Annotated in this window: 14 protein-coding genes and 2 tRNA genes; 10 read left to right on the top strand and 6 right to left on the bottom strand. The window is 35.3% G+C overall.

The features are described 5' to 3' along the window. Positions 1–28 precede the first annotated feature (28 nt). The 3 genes from tig to clpX all read left to right on the top strand — a co-directional run bounded on the left by tig (position 29) and on the right by clpX (position 3,442). Positions 29–1,351 (top strand): trigger factor, encoded by a 1,323-nt coding sequence (gene tig, locus EXIGUO8A_RS10265; RefSeq protein ID WP_159303055.1) that lies wholly within the window; start codon positions 29–31, stop codon positions 1,349–1,351. A gap of 87 nt (positions 1,352–1,438) precedes the next feature. Next, positions 1,439–2,119, top strand: a complete 681-nt coding sequence (clpP, locus tag EXIGUO8A_RS10260; protein ID WP_159303054.1) for an ATP-dependent Clp endopeptidase proteolytic subunit ClpP — start codon at positions 1,439–1,441, stop codon at positions 2,117–2,119. A gap of 87 nt (positions 2,120–2,206) precedes the next feature. Next, positions 2,207–3,442, top strand: a complete 1,236-nt coding sequence (gene clpX, locus EXIGUO8A_RS10255; protein ID WP_116770365.1) for an ATP-dependent Clp protease ATP-binding subunit ClpX — start codon at positions 2,207–2,209, stop codon at positions 3,440–3,442. 85 nt (positions 3,443–3,527) lie between these two features. On the opposite strand, the gene EXIGUO8A_RS10250 is transcribed toward clpX, so the two are convergent. After that, positions 3,528–4,088 (bottom strand): dienelactone hydrolase family protein, encoded by a 561-nt coding sequence (locus EXIGUO8A_RS10250; RefSeq protein WP_116770919.1) that lies wholly within the window; start codon positions 4,086–4,088, stop codon positions 3,528–3,530. 253 nt (positions 4,089–4,341) lie between these two features. Continuing rightward, the gene (locus EXIGUO8A_RS10245; protein ID WP_159303053.1) at positions 4,342–5,856 is read right to left on the bottom strand and encodes a GH3 auxin-responsive promoter family protein; all 1,515 of its coding nucleotides are present in this window, start codon (positions 5,854–5,856) and stop codon (positions 4,342–4,344) included. Between the two features lie 78 nt (positions 5,857–5,934). On the opposite strand from EXIGUO8A_RS10245, the gene EXIGUO8A_RS10240 reads away from it, so the two are divergent. Continuing rightward, on the top strand, positions 5,935–6,729 hold the full coding sequence (locus EXIGUO8A_RS10240) for a DUF2797 domain-containing protein (protein WP_159303052.1): 795 nt from the start codon (positions 5,935–5,937) through the stop codon (positions 6,727–6,729). On the opposite strand, the gene EXIGUO8A_RS10235 is transcribed toward EXIGUO8A_RS10240, so the two are convergent. From EXIGUO8A_RS10235 to sppA, 3 genes are read right to left on the bottom strand one after another with little or no spacing between them, the layout of a single operon-like run. Further along, positions 6,722–9,460, bottom strand: a complete 2,739-nt coding sequence (locus tag EXIGUO8A_RS10235) for an AsmA family protein (protein WP_159303051.1) — start codon at positions 9,458–9,460, stop codon at positions 6,722–6,724. The genes EXIGUO8A_RS10240 and EXIGUO8A_RS10235 overlap by 8 nt on opposite strands. A 9-nt stretch (positions 9,461–9,469) precedes the next feature. Further along, positions 9,470–10,210 carry a queuosine precursor transporter gene (locus tag EXIGUO8A_RS10230; protein ID WP_159303050.1) on the bottom strand — a complete coding sequence of 247 codons (741 nt, stop codon included), beginning with the start codon at positions 10,208–10,210 and terminating at the stop codon, positions 9,470–9,472. A gap of 4 nt (positions 10,211–10,214) precedes the next feature. Then, the gene (gene sppA, locus EXIGUO8A_RS10225) at positions 10,215–11,975 is read right to left on the bottom strand and encodes a signal peptide peptidase SppA (RefSeq protein ID WP_159303049.1); all 1,761 of its coding nucleotides are present in this window, start codon (positions 11,973–11,975) and stop codon (positions 10,215–10,217) included. A 72-nt stretch (positions 11,976–12,047) separates the two neighbouring features. On the opposite strand from sppA, the gene folK reads away from it, so the two are divergent. Further along, a complete protein-coding gene (gene folK / locus EXIGUO8A_RS10220) occupies positions 12,048–13,196 on the top strand; it encodes a 2-amino-4-hydroxy-6-hydroxymethyldihydropteridine diphosphokinase (RefSeq protein WP_159303048.1) in 1,149 nt (382 codons plus the stop codon). Between the two features lie 112 nt (positions 13,197–13,308). Here the strand turns inward: folK and EXIGUO8A_RS10215 are convergent, their stop codons facing one another. Further along, a complete protein-coding gene (locus EXIGUO8A_RS10215; RefSeq protein WP_159303047.1) occupies positions 13,309–13,839 on the bottom strand; it encodes an RNA methyltransferase in 531 nt (176 codons plus the stop codon). 165 nt (positions 13,840–14,004) lie between these two features. Here EXIGUO8A_RS10215 and mutS point away from each other — a divergent pair, with 165 nt between their 5' ends. The 5 genes from mutS (at position 14,005) to EXIGUO8A_RS10190 (ending at position 18,909) form a co-directional block, all read left to right on the top strand. After that, on the top strand, positions 14,005–16,587 hold the full coding sequence (mutS, locus tag EXIGUO8A_RS10210; protein ID WP_159303046.1) for a DNA mismatch repair protein MutS: 2,583 nt from the start codon (positions 14,005–14,007) through the stop codon (positions 16,585–16,587). 95 nt (positions 16,588–16,682) lie between these two features. Continuing rightward, positions 16,683–16,755: transfer RNA gene (locus tag EXIGUO8A_RS10205), tRNA-Gly, on the top strand. A gap of 44 nt (positions 16,756–16,799) precedes the next feature. Continuing rightward, positions 16,800–16,886 (top strand) — tRNA-Leu (locus EXIGUO8A_RS10200). A gap of 101 nt (positions 16,887–16,987) precedes the next feature. Then, the gene (locus tag EXIGUO8A_RS10195; protein WP_159303045.1) at positions 16,988–17,623 is read left to right on the top strand and encodes a SanA/YdcF family protein; all 636 of its coding nucleotides are present in this window, start codon (positions 16,988–16,990) and stop codon (positions 17,621–17,623) included. A gap of 35 nt (positions 17,624–17,658) precedes the next feature. Then, positions 17,659–18,909 (top strand): NRAMP family divalent metal transporter, encoded by a 1,251-nt coding sequence (locus EXIGUO8A_RS10190; protein ID WP_159303044.1) that lies wholly within the window; start codon positions 17,659–17,661, stop codon positions 18,907–18,909. Positions 18,910–18,924: the final 15 nt, after the last annotated feature.

Here is an 18,924-nt window from a genome sequence, read left to right as displayed (position 1 = left end):
TTTTACACATGCAAATAGATATTAAGGAATGAATATTACGAAAGAGCAGATAGACGATTTAAATGCAGTAGTTAAAGTTGCTATCACAAAAGAAGATTACCAAGATAAGGTAGACACCATTTTAAAGGATTATAAGAAGCAAGCTAATATTCCTGGTTTTAGAAAAGGCCAAGTTCCTATGGGACTTATAAAGAAGCAATACGGTAAAGCTGTATTGGTAGATGAGGTCAACAAATTATTACAAGACAATCTTAACAAATATCTTACCGAAGAAAAATTAGATGTTCTTGGTAACCCTTTACCAAAACAACAGGATAATTTTGATTGGGATCAAGACGAATTGGCATTTGAGTTTGAATTAGGTCTTGCTCCGGATTTTGAAGTTTCTTTAAAAACAAAAAAAGCCATTACACAGTACAAGATTGTAGCTGACGACAAAATGGTGAACGAACAAGTTGAGCGTATTCAAAAACAATACGGTAAGCTTGTAAGTAAAGATGAGGTTAGCAAAAACGACGAAGTAAGTGGTACTTTCGTTAATGAAGCCGAAGAGATCGATAGTAAAACTATGATTGAAACCGATAAATTAAAAAGCAAAAAAGCTTTAGATGCCCTAAAAGGCAAAAAAATCGGTGATGAAGTTACTCTAAAGACCAAAGGTCTTTTCAAAGAAGACCATATGCTTTCTAGTGCTTTAGGTATAGACCAACAGAAAGCAGAAGCATTGGATATAGAGGTAACCTTTACTATTTCTGAAATTAACGAAAGAGAAGCAGCTGAATTAAACCAAGAGCTTTTTGATAAACTTTTTGGACCTGATAGTGTAAAATCTGAAAAGGAATTAAAAGAACGTATCAAAGAAGATTCTGAAAAACAATTTGAGCAACAGGCCGATCAAAAATTATTGAACGACGTTACTGAATACTTTATAGAAAACACCAAGTTTGAACTACCTACCGGATTCTTGACCAAATGGATTCAAATGACAGGTGAAGAGCCATTATCTGAAGAACAAGCAGCTGAAGAGTATGCTAAATCTGAAAAAGGCTTACGTTACCAACTTATTGAAGGTAAAATAATTCGCGACAATGAACTACAAGTTCAGTTTGACGAGTTGAAAGAATTCTCAAAAGGATTTATTCGTTCTCAAATGGCACAATTTGGACAGTTAGACCCAAAAGAGGAAGAATTGGATACGATCGCTGCCCGTGTTTTAGGTAACCAAGATGAGGTAAAAAGACTATCAGAACAATTGATGAGTCAAAAATTATTGAATCTTTACAAAGAAAAGGCAAACCTTAAGACTAAGGAGGTTACCTATGAAAATTTCGTGAAAGAAGTTTACGGATAATTCCAAACAATAAATTAAGTATCTTTACGGTGCCGGAAATATAATTTTCGGCACCTTTTTTTACTCTAAAATATAGACATACAATTTATGGATTACGGAAAAGAATTCAAGAATTTCGCTATAAACGACCAAGGGATCAGCAGTACATACTACGATACTATAATGAGCAGCATGTACCCTACGAACATGACGCCTAACATTATAGAAGAACGTTCTATGAATGTTGTGGCAATGGACGTTTATTCGCGTTTAATGATGGATCGCATCATTTTTATGGGAACCGGTATCAATGATCAGGTTGCCAACATTATACAGGCACAGTTATTGTTTTTGGCGAGTGTAGATGCCAAAAAAGATATTCAAATCTACATTAACTCTCCAGGAGGTAGTGTTTATGCCGGTTTAGGTATATATGATACAATGCAGTTTATTTCTCCAGATGTAGCCACCATATGTACTGGTATGGCAGCTTCAATGGGTGCTGTTTTACTATGTGCCGGCGAGAAAGGAAAACGTAGTGGTTTGCAACATTCTCGTGTTATGATACACCAACCGTTAGGTGGCGCACAGGGTCAAGCCAGTGATATTGAAATTACAGCTAGAGAAATCTTGAAGTTGAAAGATGAACTTTATCAAATCATTGCAGAACACTCTGGTACCGACATCGAAAAAGTACGTGAAGATAGTGACCGCGACTACTGGATGAAGGCTGATGAAGCACTTAAATACGGAATGATCGATGAAATTTTGGTAAGGGAGAAGAAATAAATTCGACTAACTTATTCAAATTAATAGATGATTTTTAAACCAAAAACGATTTTAGATCGTTAAGGAATAGAATTGAGAAGATAGATAATGGCAAAGGAAAATTTAGAATGTTCATTTTGCGGTAGAAAAAAACCAGAAACAAATTTGTTGATTGCTGGTCTAGACGCACATATTTGCGACCGTTGTATTGAACAAGCGCATGGAATTGTAGCAGAAGAGTCAAAACAAACAAAGACCAACGATCTTTCTTCTGAACTTGTTTTAAAAAAACCGCAAGAGATCAAAGAATTTTTAGACACTTTTATAATTGGTCAAGAACGTACCAAAAAAGTGATGTCTGTTGCTGTTTACAATCACTATAAAAGATTATTACAGCCATCATCAAAAGAAGATGATGTAGAGATACAAAAAAGTAATATTGTAATGGTCGGTCAAACCGGTACCGGTAAGACGCTTATGGCAAAGACCATTGCCAAATTGCTTAACGTACCATTGGCTATTGTAGATGCTACCGTATTAACAGAGGCAGGTTATGTTGGTGAAGATGTAGAAAGTATATTGACCCGTCTTTTGCAAGCAGCTGATTACAATCTTGAGAAAGCAGAAAGAGGTATCGTTTTTATAGATGAAATTGACAAAATTGCCCGTAAGAGCGATAATCCATCTATCACTAGAGATGTTTCCGGTGAAGGAGTTCAACAAGGTCTTCTAAAACTTTTGGAAGGCACAACGGTTAACGTACCGCCTAAAGGAGGAAGAAAACACCCAGATCAAAAATTCATTGAGGTAAATACAGAGAATATTCTGTTTATTGCCGGAGGAGCTTTTGATGGTATAGAACGTGCGATTACCAAAAGATTGAACATGCAAGCAGTTGGTTATAGTGCTTCAAAATCTGACAGTTCTTTAGATGATGATAATTTATTACAATACATCATCCCAAAAGATTTAAAGGATTTTGGTTTAATTCCTGAAATCATTGGTAGACTTCCGGTGCTTACACATATGAATCCGCTAGATAAGAAAACCCTTAGGGCTATTTTAACGGAACCAAAAAATGCAATCATCAAACAATATGAAAAATTGTTTGCGATGGATGACATTACTTTTAGCATTACAGATCAAGCGTTAGATTACATTGTAGAAAAAGCCATAGAGTACAAACTTGGAGCTAGAGGTCTACGTTCTTTGTGCGAAGCAATTTTTACCGATGCAATGTTTGAAATGCCAAGTTCTGGTGAAACAAACTTTAAGGTTACAAAACCATATGCCGAAGAAATGTTATCTCATGATACCATTAAAAAATTGAAGGCAGTTTCATAACCACTATTATATAATAGCAAAACATAAAAAAAGCGAAGATTTACATCTTCGCTTTTTTTATATTCTTAAATCTTATATTGAAAGGCTATACCACTTTCTTTTTAACCTGTGGTGCAATCTGCGTTACTTCTTGCAATAAATCCATACAGACCTTTTTAATTATTTTTTCATCTGTATATAAAGTATGACCATAGTTAGGTAAAACATTCATTTCTACACCTAATTTATTTGCCCATTCTTCGCTTGGTCTAAATTCATCATTAGCACCATAAACAAGTGTATAAGGAATATTAGGTCTCTCGTTCTTTTTACGTATTCTGGTTGGAGATACACCATATAAAGACTTCACAGGTAAACCTCTCTTAGCGGCCTCCCAAACAATTGTAGCACCGGTACTAAAGGCTAAATAATAACAAGCTTCTGTTTCTTTCTTTAATAAATGAGAAACAGCTGTATCTGTACCACCTTCTAAAAAGGCATTATGTACATTTTCTTCAGTCTGAATTAAAATATCCAAATTCGCCAATTGTTGGCTATCATAAAAAGTAATATCAAAGTACTGTTGCAGATACCCTAAGTAAGAAGTAATCCACAATCCTTTTTTAGCGCCCCACATATCTGAAACGATCACTAATTTTTCTGCCATAATAATAGTATTTATAGTTTTGGTTAAGTTTTGCTCCAGCAAGTTGTATTAATTATCCTACCAATCACTATTTAATTGTTTACAGGTTAAAATTTATCGATGTAGACCCCATTATTCAAAATAGGATATATGAAATAATAACATAGTACCTGTAGGACAAAAACTACATGAACCTCAACAAATGTATGGCAATGATTATGAAAATATCAAATAATGTTGTGATTAGGTCAATATTTGGTGTGTATAGAGCAAATTACTTGTTCATTAGTAAAAGCTCATCTAAATAATCCCTTTTATTAGATAGTCTAGGAATTTTATGCTGCCCACCAAGTTTATCATTTTTCTTTAACCAGTCGTAAAAAAGATTCTTACGAGCCTCATGAACAATAGGAGCATTTAATGTAATGTTATGAAGCCTCTTAGCCTCATAATCAGAATTAAGGGATTTTAAAGCATTGTCAAAAATTTCGACAAAAGCACCAAAGTCTTTAGGCAAGTTTCTAAATTCCATGATCCACTCATGTGCCCCTTTATCCTTATTGACCATAAAAATGGGTCCGGCGGTATAGTCCATAATTTCAGCACCGGTTTTAGCGCAAGCTATTTTTAACGCTTCTTCTGCATTCTCAATTATAAGTTCTTCCCCAAACACATTAATATGATGTTTTGTACGACCAGTAACTTTAATACGATAAGGGCTTTTAGAAGTAAAACGTACCGTATCCCCTATTTTATATCTCCATAAGCCTGAATTTGTAGTTATAACTATAGCATAGTTCTTACCTAATTCAATATCCCATAATGGTATAGCCTCTTCGTTTAAAGCACCATAGACATCCATGGGAATAAACTCATAAAATATACCGTAGTCTAACATCAACAACAAATCGTCTGCACCATTTCTATCTTGAATTGCAAAGAAACCTTCAGATGCATTATAAATTTCATAGTATTGAAAGTTATTCTTTGGAAGTATTTTTTTGTATTGTTCCTTATACGGATTAAAATTTACCCCACCGTGAAAGTATACCTCCAAGTTTTCCCAAACCTGAAATAGATTATCCTTACCGGTCTCTTCTAGAACTTTATTCATTAATACCAACATCCAAGAAGGTACTCCTGCTAAACTAGTTACGTTTTCCTGTACGCTTTCATGAATAATAGCCATTAGCTTGCTTTCCCAATCGCTCATTAAAGAGACCTTATTACTAGGCGTGCTACTATATTCTGCCCATAAAGGCATATTATCGATTAAGATTGCAGATAAATCGCCGAACAAAGAACCATTATCCTCATAGAGCTCTTTACTACCACCTAAACGTAGACTCTTACCTGTAAATAGTTGAGAATTTTCGTTGTTATTCAAATAAAGACACAAAAGGTCTTTACTGGATTTATAATGACAATCTTCTAAAGCCTCTCCACTAACCGGAATAAATTTACTTTTAGCATTGGTGGTACCACTGCTCTTGGCAAACAACTTTACTTTGGTAGGCCAAAATAAGTTTTGCTCCCCTCTTCTAGTACGTTCAATAATGGGTTGAATTTCTTCATAAGAAACAATAGGCAGCCTTTCTTTAAAATCTTTGTAAGACTCAATTGACTCAAAATCATATGTTCTACCCACCTCGGTATCTTCTGCAAATTCTAGCAATTGCAACAGCACCTCTTCTTGAACTTCTTCTGGATATTTTAAAAAAAGTTCTATTTGATGAAATCGTTTTTTCAGCAACCAAGAGGCAATAGAATTAAATAGGGTAATTGGCATTTATGGGTATCTTTGTGCTGCTAAAAATAGGGTATCTAATTATCATTTTCAAATTACAAATCAATAAGCTACATTAACATGCAATACGAAGGAGTACTAAGAAAAATGCAGACAGAAATAGGAAGTCCAATTCAATATTTTATGTTGTTCGAATCAGATTTTTTGAATGTAAACCAAGTACTTGACAAAACGTTAAAAATAGAATTTATTAAATGCGAATGTCTAAACTGTGGCAATGACAGACCTATTTATAGACAAGGCTTTTGCAGAACCTGCTTTTTTGAAATTCCTTCTGCTGGTGATTGGATCATGCGACCAGAATTAAGCAAAGCTCATTTAGATCAAGAAGACCGAGATCTGGCGTACGAGAAAAAAGTACAGTTACAACCACATGTAGTCTATTTAGCCAACTCAAGCAATGTAAAAGTAGGTGTTACTAGAAAAGCCCAAGTACCCACAAGATGGATCGATCAAGGTGCACATGAAGCTATAGAAATCGTAGAAGTACCAAATCGCTATTTGGCGGGAATAACCGAAGTTGCCCTTAAAGATCATGTAGGGGACAAAACCAACTGGCGAACCATGCTCACCAATAATGTCGTAGATGAAAATCTACAAGAATGGCGAGAAAAACTCAAACAATATATACCAGAGGAAGCATTGCCGTATTACCTAGAAACCAACCAAGAGACAGAATTGGAATTTCCGGTGTTGCAATACCCTGCCAAGGTAAAAAGCCTTAACCTTACCAAAACACCTACATTTGAAGGTAAATTGAAAGGTATAAAAGGTCAGTATCTAATATTTGAAGACAACACGGTATTCAACGTTAGAGGTAGCGAAGGTTTCTATGTTGGCCTAACCATTAGTTAGTACTATCTTTTTTCTTATTACCGAAGAGTCCACCTAAGATATCCTTGGCCTTTTCTTTAACAGCTTCTTTCTGTGTATTTGCTGGTGTAGAATCGGTCTTTGTGGAAGTTGCCGATGTTACGGTATCTTTTTTTGTTCCTAAAATTCCGCCTAAAATATCTTTAGCACTGGTATTCGTGGTAGAGGTTTCATTACTCACAGAATCTTGGGCCGCTTTATTACCGGTAATTAAACCACCTATTAAATCTTTAGCCTTGTCAGTACCTTTGTTGATGAGCTTTTGCTTTTCGATCTCAACTAATTTGCTTGTTAACTCCTTAACACCAGATGTTAAATCTGTTGTTACAGTAGGACTACTATAAACCCCACCAATATTTGCTACAACCGGTATAGTAAGGTCTGTTAATGAAGCATCATCAATTTTAGATATAAGTTTAGTAATATCTGACCCTAGATATTTTGCAGGCACCTGTAAAGATGCTTTGTAATTCAACTTTTGATCAAAAGAATGGCTACCATCTACATTGATGGCGATATCCTTATAATTCAAAGTAAAAGGTTTCACCGCCACAATACCATCTTTAAATGATAATGATGTTTTAATATCCTTTAAATTAAGTTGATCAACATCTATAAAGTTTAATTTTGAAACCAACGTATTTAGTACTGGTGCAGATTCTGTATTTACTTCCTCTGTCATGATATCTGCAAACAAATCTCCACTAAGCGATAACAAGTTCGGCATTAAATCATCTGTCAAATTACCCGATAAAGAAATATCTGAAGTTAATTTACCGTTTAACATTTGAGCAATTGGAGCCACCGCCTTAAATAAATCTACAGAAGCGAACGTCTCTTGAATACCCAACTGATTTAGATCTAATTTCATATTAAATGTAGGTGTATCGGTTTTAGTAGAAACCTGACCATTAAAGCCTATTTTACCACCGAACATACCTGCAGACATATTACTAAGTGTAGCTGTCTCATCTTTAATTTTTAAAACCCCGGTAACATCGCTTAGTACAATATCATCGTAAATTACCTTTTTAGCATCGGCATTAATAGTGGCATCCAGAAATGATGGAATCTTAATCTTTTCCTCCGTATTTTCGCCTGTAGTTTCATTTTCACCAGTAGTAGATGGTGTTTCCGTTTCGGCAACCATAAAATCGTTAAGGGCAAAAGAGTTGGACTTCAAGTTGAAATTACCTTCAACCTTTTCATCGTTAAACATAAAACCCAACAAATTATTTATAGTACCCGTAGCATCAAAGTCTGTAGTACCAGTGGTACCATTTAAACTATTTAATGTCACCGTCTTTGGATTGAAAGTTAAGCGTGCAGATTTAAATACAACCGGATTGGCAAGTTCGTCTGAATTATATTCGAAATCGGTCAAACTTAAATCACCGGTAGTACTTGTTTTTTCGTATTGTTCTTTCTCTACCGAAGCCATATCAAAAGCAGTTGAGATATCCGCTTTCAACATCCCTTTTAAATTGTATTCAGCTGGCACAGGATAGGCTTTAGAAATATTTGCCAAATTCATATTACCATCCATATGGGCCTTAACCTTAGTATTACCCATAAGCTCCGTGATATTAGAAGTAAGGTTGAACTTATCTTCATCTATCATGAACGATGCCTTATTGACATTTACGTAAGTATCTTCAACAATACCCGTTTCATTATCTATCTGAACATCTAAAAAAACATTCTTAACCGCTTTTGGTAAATCTGGATATTTAAAAGACGCATTATCAGAATTTAATTCGATATGAAATTTTGGAATATGGGTTTCATCAACAACACCGTTAAAATTACCATTTACCGCAAAATTACCTGTTGTAGTTACATCTTCAATATTTTTTGAATACGCTTCGGGAATGACACCTAAGAAATTTTTAAAGTCAGATGATGGGGTCTTAAAAGTCAAATCTACTTCTTGACTTGTCTCATTCAATTTAACAAAACCATCAAACACTAATGGCAACTGATTGATCAGCGCTTCGTTTTTTAAAAATGAATACTTATTCTCGTTTAAATCTATACCGATAAGTGCATCTAATTTTATCTTGTTTTTATTCAGATAGTTTACACTGTCCATTTCCAAAGAAATTAGAGCGTTGGTATGCGTATCCAACTCCGAAGTAGCCAAAGACAAATCTCCTGTTCCTTTGTGCTCAAAATCGTCTAATTTAAAAGCTATACCGGTAGAATTATCGGTGTAATAGATTCTTGAATCTGTAATTTTATAAGACTGTAGGTCAAAAGAAAAACCATCGGTAGTACTTGGCTCTTCAACCGTTGTTGCAGCTTCAGAAGCCAAAGCAATATCATAGTTAGCATTTAATTCTTTATCCACCACAATATTCACCAAGGCTCCGTCCAAATTAATATCGTTAATGGCAATTGCATCGCCAGTACTTTTAAACAACTGCATTATACCCATGGTCAAATCCAAATTATTGGCTTTGAAGAGCGTATCGCCCTCAAAAGGCGCTTTGTTAATCAACACCACATCTTTGAAGCCTACTTCCGCATTTGGGAAGCTTTTTACCAAACTCAAGTTTGCCTCCGAAAAATCTAATGTAGCATTGACGTTGTTGTTAACGTTATTCTTTATAATGTCACCAATTTTTGCTTCCAAGAAAAAAGGTGCTGCAATTAAAACGATTAGTATCAATAAAAAAAGTACTCCTACAATTTTCAATATTTTCTTACCCATAGTAAATTTTTATACTGTTCTATTTTGTTTTTCTAAATCCATAATATCTAAGTCCAATTCTTCATTTGGCTTTAGATTAAAACGCTTTCTCATAATATATACGAAGAAATAGAGAAAAGGGGTGTCTATAAATGCTATAAAAATCTTAAAAATAAATCCGCTGACTACCAGTCCGAAAAAAAGCTCCCACGGCAATACTTTAAAGACACATAACAATGCCACAACGGTAAACGTATCTAGAAATTGTGATAGAAATGTTGAAAAATTGTTACGTAACCATAAGTACTTTCCTTTTGTCAATTTTTTCCAAAAATGATATATGGCAACATCTACATATTGCGCCAACAAATACGCGATCATAGAGGCCAAGACCGCTATTGGTGACAAAGCAAAAACCTGTGTAAATGTAGCATCATTTATGGGTGAAGAAGGTATAGCTGGGGCTACTTCTGCAACTAAAATGATTCCCATGGAAAAGAAAGAGGCAAATATACCGGCGGTAACAATTTGGTTCGCCATTTTTCTACCGTAAATTTCAGATATGAGATCAGTAATTAAAAAAGTGATCGGGTAAGGCAAAATACCTACGGAAACCTCAAAAAGGGATACTCCAAAAACGGTGAAATCCCCGAAGGGATTCCAATAGAAAAATTTCTGAAAAATAAGATTAGAAACAACTAAGGAGGTAATAAACAAAGCCCCTAAATACAGATAAATACGGTGTGCTAATTTTCTATCTTTTAAGGTCATAAACTTATTTAATATCTAAAGCAAACGGCATTTTAGCTTGTATTCCACTTTGCTTTTTTAGAGATTTAAGTTCCTTAAGAACTTGGTAAGCCTCTTCCCCTATCTCATCTTTCAACAGATTTTCTTTAACCCTTACACTTGCACCTTCAAGATCTTCCATAAAACGCTCAAATCCGCTTTTATACTTCGGAAATTTCTTAACGCCATATGCACTTAACTCAGCCATTTCTGCAGCAGCGGCAATAGCATCATCTAAATTACCCAATTCATCTACCAGACCAATCTCCAATGCCTCTGTTCCACTCCAAACTCTACCTTGAGCAACACTATCTACCTGTGCCATTGTCATACCTCTACCTTGTGAAACCCTTTGCAGAAAAGTCTCATAGGTCTCTTCAATACTCTCTTGAACCTGATTTTTAAAACTATCTTGCATTGGCTCAAAAAGAGAATATTCCACAGCGTTTTTATTAGTGCCGACCTGTTCTGCATTTATACCTACATTATCTGCCAACTCGGTTAAATTGGGCACTGTACCAAATACACCTATAGAACCCGTTATAGTAGTAGGTTCGGCGTAAATCTTATCAGCACCGGCAGCAATATAATACCCACCAGAGGCAGCTACATTTCCCATGGAAACAATGACTGGTTTCTCCTTTTTTGTCAATTCTACTTCTCTCCAAATAATATCGGAAGTTAATGCACTACCTCCAGGAGAGTTAACCCGCAATACAATCGCTTTAACCTTATCATCTTCACGAGCTTTTATCAAAGCTTCGTTAATGATACCCTGACCTATAATATTAGGGCCACCTTCACCGTAAAATATTTCTCCCTGCGCAAAAACTACCGCAATTTTATCATCACCGGATTTCAGTGTCTTTTTATTAGAGTACTTTACGTAGTCATCTAAAGTGCTATAATTAATTTTCTCATCTTTCTTTAATTGTAATGCATTTGCCAATTTGTTTTCATATTCATCATAAAAAACAACATCATCTATTAATCCGGACAATTTTGCAAACTTAGGAGTTCTGCCGCCTAATGTATCTGCAATTACATTTAGGTCAGATTCAGAAATAGATCTGGTTTCAGACATATCCGTCACCATTGAATTCCATAAAGATTGCAATAATGAAGTCAATTGACTTCTATTCGCTTCACTCATAGTATCCTCTAAATATGGCTCAACCGCACTTTTATATTTACCATGGCGAATAACCTCCATCTTAATACCTGATTTCTCCTGGAGTTCTTTATAGTAAAGCACCTCTGTTGACAATCCTTTAAAATCTAATACCCCAACCGGATTTATAAAAACAGAATCGGCAACACTAGCCAAATAATAATCACGTTGCATAAAAAAATCTGCATACGCATAAATGAACTTCCCTTCTGCCTTAAAATCTTCAAGTGATTTTCTAATTGCCTGAGTTTGTGCCAAACCAGCAATAATGAAATTATTATTTATACTAATACCCTTTATACGGTCATCATTTTTGGCCACCTCTATAGCATGAATAATTTCATCCAATCCTTGCGACTCATCGAATATACCTGCAAATGGATCAAGCTCATTACTACCTGTATAATCAGAAATAGGTCTTTGAAGTTGCAGTTCAAGAATAGAGTTATCCTTAACAGAAACAGTGTCTTCACTACTACTAACAAGGCTTACGAAAATCAAAAACATTACGAACATGATTCCGAAGGCAAACAAGGAGCCTAAAATGGACGCTAGAAAATTTCTTAAAAATTTCATTTAAATCTTAATTTTAAATAGTTAACAAAGATAACTAATGTGAATATGTTTTAGTTATTTTGTTCTAAGATTATGGGAGTATACAAAACAGCATTATTATCTATAGGAAGCAATTTAGGCAACCGTCAACTATTATTACAAAAAGCCATCTTTGAAATAAGCAAAGTTGCCGGTGAAATTAGACAAGTATCTGCCACTTATGAGACCCCGTCATGGGGTTTTGAAGGCGAAGATTTCCTAAATGCTTGTTTAGAACTACAAACCTTACTGTCACCTAATGACCTTCTAAAAGAACTATTGGATATTGAAACCGCCTTTGGAAGAGAAAGAAACCATAGTGAAAGTTACCAGAGTAGAACTTTGGACATTGACATTATTTATTATGACAAAGAGGTTATAAATACTGATGCGCTTACCATACCGCACCCAAAAATGCAAGAGAGAAAATTTATCTTAAAACCACTTGCTGATATATCGCCGCAATTCTACCACCCTATTTTTAACAAGGATACGCGAAACTTATTACAGGAGTGCAAAGATAAAAGCAGCATTACCAAACAAATACAAAGACTGTTCAAAAACAGACATACTTTTTTTGCCAGTTTGCAATATGTTGCAATTGAAGGTAACATTGGAGCAGGAAAAACAACCCTTGCCACCAAAATTGCAGATGATTTCAATGCAAAATTGATTTTAGAAAGATTTGCCGAAAATCCGTTTTTACCAAACTTTTATATCGACCAATCTAGATATGCTTTTCCTTTAGAAATGTCATTTTTAGCAGATCGTTATCAACAATTTACAGAAGACACCAACCAGTTAGACCTTTTTAAAAGTTTTATGGTCAGTGATTACGATATTTATAAATCTTTGATTTTTGCTAAAGTCACCCTTCAACAAAACGAATTTGACCTTTATAGAAAAGTGTTCAACTTTATGTACAAAGAAGTTAAAAAGCCAAAAATTTACGTTTATCTATACCAAACTACAGAACGGTTATTACAACAAATTAAACAACGAGGTAGAGATTACGAGCAGAATATAGAGCTAACCTATCTAGAGAAAATCAATAGAGGTTACTTTGACTTTTTGCGAACTTACCCCAAAGAGAACCAACTAATTATGGATGTTAGCGAGTTAGATTTCGTGAGCAGAAAAAGTGATTATGAAACCGTTTTAACCAAGATCGAAGACTTTGCCCTATCCAATTTATATCAATAATAAATTGCACGATTTCTTGCGTAAATGAAAAGAAAATCTTTTATTGTGAAGGCATACGTGCGACTAACTAACTCAAACTATACTTAAAAACCTGGTCTATGATCAGGTTTTTTTATGCGTTAATTTTACTCCAACAATCCCAAACCACAATACCGACACTGACCGAAATATTCAAGGAATGTTTAGTACCAAATTGAGGTATCTCTAAAACTTGATCACTGGCAGAAACAACGTTCTGTGTTACGCCCTTAACCTCATTACCAAAAACAAGTACTTGCTTTTTTTCATTTATGGGTGCATAGTCATTTAGCTGGGTAGCATTTTCTGCCTGTTCCACAGAAATAACATGGCAGCCTTCATTTTTTAGCCTTTCGACCAATGTAATCGTTTCTGGAACATGCTCCCAATCTACACTATCGGTAGCACCCAAAGCAGTTTTATGTATATCTTTATGAGGAGGAGTAGCCGTAATACCGCACAAATAAATCTTTTCTACAAGAAAGGCATCCGCAGTTCTAAAAACAGAACCAATATTATTTAAACTTCTAATATTATCAAGTACAATTATAATTGGCGATTTACCGGCGAGCTTATATCCTTCCACATCTATTCTTCCCAGTTCATCATTTCTTAATTTCCTCATAATCCTTATTCAATTTCATTAGTACAATATGGGTACAAACTTATCCTCAAATATCAACAATGATTAAAATTTCAGTGATAAAGCCATATTTTCGTGAAGGAGCAAAATTAATGAGATAAAGATAAAGTGGCGGAAAAAAGCAAAACAAAAAAGGTAACCCCTTTAATGAAGCAATACAATACCATCAAGACCAAATATCCTGATGCATTATTGCTGTTTAGAGTAGGTGATTTTTATGAAACTTTTGGTGAAGATGCGGTAAAGGCTTCACGTATACTGGGCATAATTCTAACCAATAGAAATAATGGCGGAGAACGCACCGAATTGGCAGGTTTTCCTCACCATTCGCTGAACACTTACTTACCTAAATTGGTGAAAGCGGGGCAACGAGTTGCAATTTGCGACCAACTTGAAGACCCAAAGCAGACCAAAACCATTGTGAAAAGAGGGGTAACCGAATTGGTTACACCCGGGGTAGCAATGAACGATGATATCTTAAACTCAAAAACCAATAATTTTCTTTGCGCCATTCATTTTGGACGGAAAAAAATCGGGATTTCATTCGTTGATATTTCAACCGGTGAATTTTTAACCTCTGAAGGAAGCGAAGAACAGATTGATAAGTTAATACAGAATTTTTCACCAAACGAAATCTTAATTTCAAAAGCTCATAAAAAAGAGTTCTTAGAAGTATTCGGTAAAAACCACCATTTATTTTATTTAGAAGATTGGGTTTTTCAAGAAGATTATGCCTTAGAGAATTTAACCTCTCATTTTAACACAAATACCTTAAAAGGTTTTGGTGTAGATCATTTAAGCTGTGGAATTATTGCATCGGGTGTTGTTTTACATTATTTGGGCGAAACCCAACACAGGCAATTACAACATATATCAAAATTACAGCGTATTGCCGAAGATGATTATATATGGATGGACAGGTTTACCATTAAAAACCTTGAACTCTACCATTCTACCAATGTAAATGCCGTTACCCTTTTAGATGTCATAGACAAAACCATTTCACCAATGGGTGGCAGAATGATCAAAAGATGGTTGGCGCTACCACTTAAGAATTTAGAAAAAATTAAAAGGAGACAACAAATCGTTTCCTATCTATACCAAGATGAGGTTACCTTAGAAAAGTTTCAGCACCATATTAAACAAATGGGTGATATTGAACGTTTAATTTCTAAAGTAGCTACTGGCAAGGTAAACCCAAAAGAGGTTGTACAATTAAAGAATTCACTTGAAGCCTTAATTCCCATAAAGCAATTGGCCACATCATCTAAAAATGAGTCATTGGCTCTTACAGGTGACCAAATACAGTCTTGCGATCTTTTAAGGGCAAAAATCAAGGAAATGCTTAGTGAAGAAGCACCTGTAAATATTTTAAAAGGTAGCACTATAGCACAAGGTTTTTCGGAAGAATTAGATGAGCTACGAGGATTGGCAACATCTGGTAAAAATTATCTAAACGATATGCTGGAGAGGGAAACGGCCGCAACCGGCATAACCTCGCTCAAAATAGCATCAAACAATGTTTTTGGGTATTATATAGAAGTAAGAAATACACATAAGGACAAAGTACCAGAAAGCTGGACACGTAAACAAACCTTAGTAAATGCAGAGCGATACATTACCGATGAACTCAAAGAGTATGAAGCCAAGATTTTAGGTGCAGAAGACCGTATCTTAACCTTAGAACAGCAACTCTTCTCACAATTAGTGGTGTGGATGCAAGAATATATTACACCGGTACAAAACAACGCACATTTAGTTGCCCAGTTAGACTGCCTTTGCGGATTTGCGCAATTGGCAAAAGAAAACAGTTACAATTGCCCTGCATTGAACGACTCAACAGATTTGGAAATTACGGAAGGTAGACACCCGGTCATTGAAAAACAATTGCCATTAGGTGAGCAGTACATTGCAAACGATTTACAGCTAGACAGGTCTAACCAACAGTTTATAATGATCACAGGACCAAACATGAGTGGTAAATCTGCTCTTTTGAGGCAAACGGCATTGATTGTACTATTGGCTCAAATGGGAAGTTTTGTTCCTGCCGAAATGGCAAAAATTGGTGTTGTAGATAAAATATTTACCCGTGTAGGAGCTAGTGATAACATTTCAATGGGCGAATCTACATTTATGGTAGAAATGAACGAAACAGCATCTATTCTAAATAATTTGTCTGAACGTAGCCTCGTATTATTAGATGAAATTGGTCGTGGCACCAGTACTTATGACGGTATTTCTATAGCATGGGCCATATCTGAATATTTACATGAGCATCCGGCAAGGGCAAAAACCATGTTTGCCACACATTACCACGAGCTAAATGAAATGACCAATACTTTTGATAGAATAAAGAATTTCAACGTAGCCATAAAAGAATTAAAAGACAACGTACTTTTCTTAAGAAAGCTAATACCTGGCGGCAGCGAACATAGTTTTGGTATACACGTAGCAAAAATGGCGGGCATGCCACAACAAGTAATTCAAAAGGCAAACAAGATTTTAAAAAAATTGGAAAACAAACATGTTAGCGAAGAGATGGGAGAAAAACTCATGAGCGATACCGATGAAATGCAACTAAGTTTTTTCAATTTAGATGATCCGTTGTTAGAAGAAATAAAGGAGGAAATAACACATTTGGATATAGATACACTTACCCCTGTAGAGGCTTTAATGAAATTAAATGAGATTAAACGTCTGTTAACCAAGGACAAAAAGGCGACATCTTAAAATATTTAATTCTTTTACACTTTTTTACTTTGACATTTACAGAATTGTATTAAATTTGCACCCGCATCTGGAAACAGATGCACGTTCATTAACTTGCGAAAATAGCTCAGCTGGTAGAGCGCCACCTTGCCAAGGTGGAGGTCGCGGGTTCGAATCCCGTTTTTCGCTCAGCAAAATGTTAGTTAAAAACATTTTTTTATAAAACCAAGTATGCTCGAGTGGTGGAATTGGTAGACACGCCGGACTTAAAATCCTGTGCTCTTTGGGGCGTGCGGGTTCAAGTCCCGCCTCGAGTACCACAAACCCCTGAAATCAATTGATTTCAGGGGTTTTTTATTTAATTCACTTTACAAATTCAAGTCACAAGTTATTTACTAACTTTAGTATTGAAATAGTCTACATGCTAAAAAAGATTCTTAAAATATTCGGATTACTTTTAATACTGCTGGTACTGATCATTTTCGCATGTAACATCATTATTTCAAGTACCGCCGATGGAAAAACATTTACAGACATTTCATCAACACCCAAGAACAGGGTAGGTTTAGTTTTAGGCACTTCCAACAAATTAACCAATGGCTCACCAAACCCTTACTACACTTATCGTATAGATGCCACCAAAGCGTTATACAATGCCGGTAAAATTGAATTTATACTGGTTAGCGGTGACAATGGCAGTATTTACTATAATGAACCCGATACTTTTAAAAAAGACCTGGTTAAAGCCGGTATTCCCGAACATGTAATTTTCTTGGACTATGCAGGTTTTAGAACTTTAGATTCCATGTTTAGGGCAAAGTTTATTTTTGGTTTAGATGATGTAACCGTTATTTCTCAAAAATTCCACAATGAAAGGGCCATTTATATTGCCAAACAAAAAGGTTTAAATGCCATTGGCTTCAATGCTCAAGATGTTTCTACCAGCCAAGGTCTAAAAGTGCAGTTCAGAGAATATTTGGCGCGCGTAAAAGTATTTATTGATATGCTGTTGAATACCCAACCCAAATTCTACGGTACTACCGTAGAAATAAAATAGATTACATTTAAGGTTACCAACCAAACGTATCTGCAATGTTCAATTTTAAAACTATACTTAAAAATTTAGGTCCAGGAATCTTATTTGCCAGTATGGCCATTGGCACCTCTCATTTGGTACTATCTACAAAAGCCGGTGCCCAATATGGTTGGCTTATGATAATACCTATTATACTGGCCAACGTATTAAAGTATCCATTTTTTGAATTTGGAGTAAGGTACACTAACGTCACCAATAAAACATTGATAGAAGGATACCTAAACCGTGGTAAAGGTTATTTATGGTTCTATGCCATCATAACATTTGTTACCACATTTACCATCTTAGCAGCATTATATACCGTAACCGCAGGGTTATTCATCAATCTATTCAATATAGGCCATAGTTCTATAGCTATAGTTGCGCTGTGTCTATTCTTAATTATAAGCGCACTTCTAATTTTAGGGAAATACAAATTTCTGGAAATTAGCCTAAAGTTCGTAATTAGTATTCTGTTTATTGCATTACTGGTTACAACCGTGTTAGTTCTTTTAAAAGGACCGGTTAATCATATAGCCGATTTTAAACCACTACCTATTTTTAATGATGTCGGAATTCTTTTTTTAATAGGATTAATTGGTTGGATGCCCACCACTGTTGAAGCCTCTAGTTGGATTAGTTTATGGAGTATAGAAAAATGGAAAACTCAAGATAAGCCAAGTTTAAAAGAGTCATTACAAGAATTTAATATAGGCTATATCATCACGGCAATTTTAGCTATATTTTTTATGGTTATAGGTTGGTATACCTTATATGGCACCAACACCCACCTAAGCAATAACGCCGTTAGTTTTGCGGATCAAGTCGTGCGTTTATTTACCGAGCATATAGGCACTTGGGCATATCTCTTTATCGCCATATCTGCCTTTGCCACGATGTTCAGCACATGCATGACCGCACATGATGCATTGGCAAGGGTGAGCCTCGACATTATCTCCTTACTAAAACCGAAAACCAAATGGTATGGCACCAGGAATGCATACGCCACGGGAGTGCTCCTTTTAACAATTATTAATTTTGTTGTAATTGCTGCTTTCAGCGCCAATATGGGAGATTTGGTTGCTTTGGCAACATTTGTATCGTTCATTGTAGCGCCAATAGTTGGATATATGAATTTGAAAAACGTGACCAGTAACGATCTAGATTCTCAATTTTGGCCTAACAGACAACTAAAGTTATTGACCTATGCAGGAATATTATTTTTAACCTGTTTTGCTCTTTACTATTTCTATATAATCATTCTATAGTAACTAGAAACAGGC

This window comes from Maribacter litoralis (assembly GCF_902506355.1).
Taxonomy (GTDB): domain Bacteria; phylum Bacteroidota; class Bacteroidia; order Flavobacteriales; family Flavobacteriaceae; genus Maribacter; species Maribacter litoralis.
The sequence above is the reverse complement of the archived record's forward strand: the minus strand, read 5'-3'. Positions and strand labels throughout refer to the sequence as shown.

Coding starts and splice junctions, on each gene's coding strand:
- mutS (WP_159303046.1), top strand. CDS start 14,005: ATGAAGCAATACAATACCATCAAGACCAAATATCCTGATGCATTATTG.
- clpX (WP_116770365.1), top strand. CDS start 2,207: ATGGCAAAGGAAAATTTAGAATGTTCATTTTGCGGTAGAAAAAAACCA.
- EXIGUO8A_RS10230 (WP_159303050.1), bottom strand. CDS start 10,210: ATGACCTTAAAAGATAGAAAATTAGCACACCGTATTTATCTGTATTTA.
- folK (WP_159303048.1), top strand. CDS start 12,048: ATGGGAGTATACAAAACAGCATTATTATCTATAGGAAGCAATTTAGGC.
- EXIGUO8A_RS10245 (WP_159303053.1), bottom strand. CDS start 5,856: ATGCCAATTACCCTATTTAATTCTATTGCCTCTTGGTTGCTGAAAAAA.
- EXIGUO8A_RS10195 (WP_159303045.1), top strand. CDS start 16,988: ATGCTAAAAAAGATTCTTAAAATATTCGGATTACTTTTAATACTGCTG.
- EXIGUO8A_RS10215 (WP_159303047.1), bottom strand. CDS start 13,839: ATGAGGAAATTAAGAAATGATGAACTGGGAAGAATAGATGTGGAAGGA.
- EXIGUO8A_RS10250 (WP_116770919.1), bottom strand. CDS start 4,088: ATGGCAGAAAAATTAGTGATCGTTTCAGATATGTGGGGCGCTAAAAAA.
- tig (WP_159303055.1), top strand. CDS start 29: ATGAATATTACGAAAGAGCAGATAGACGATTTAAATGCAGTAGTTAAA.
- sppA (WP_159303049.1), bottom strand. CDS start 11,975: ATGAAATTTTTAAGAAATTTTCTAGCGTCCATTTTAGGCTCCTTGTTT.
- EXIGUO8A_RS10240 (WP_159303052.1), top strand. CDS start 5,935: ATGCAATACGAAGGAGTACTAAGAAAAATGCAGACAGAAATAGGAAGT.
- clpP (WP_159303054.1), top strand. CDS start 1,439: ATGGATTACGGAAAAGAATTCAAGAATTTCGCTATAAACGACCAAGGG.
- EXIGUO8A_RS10235 (WP_159303051.1), bottom strand. CDS start 9,460: ATGGGTAAGAAAATATTGAAAATTGTAGGAGTACTTTTTTTATTGATA.
- EXIGUO8A_RS10190 (WP_159303044.1), top strand. CDS start 17,659: ATGTTCAATTTTAAAACTATACTTAAAAATTTAGGTCCAGGAATCTTA.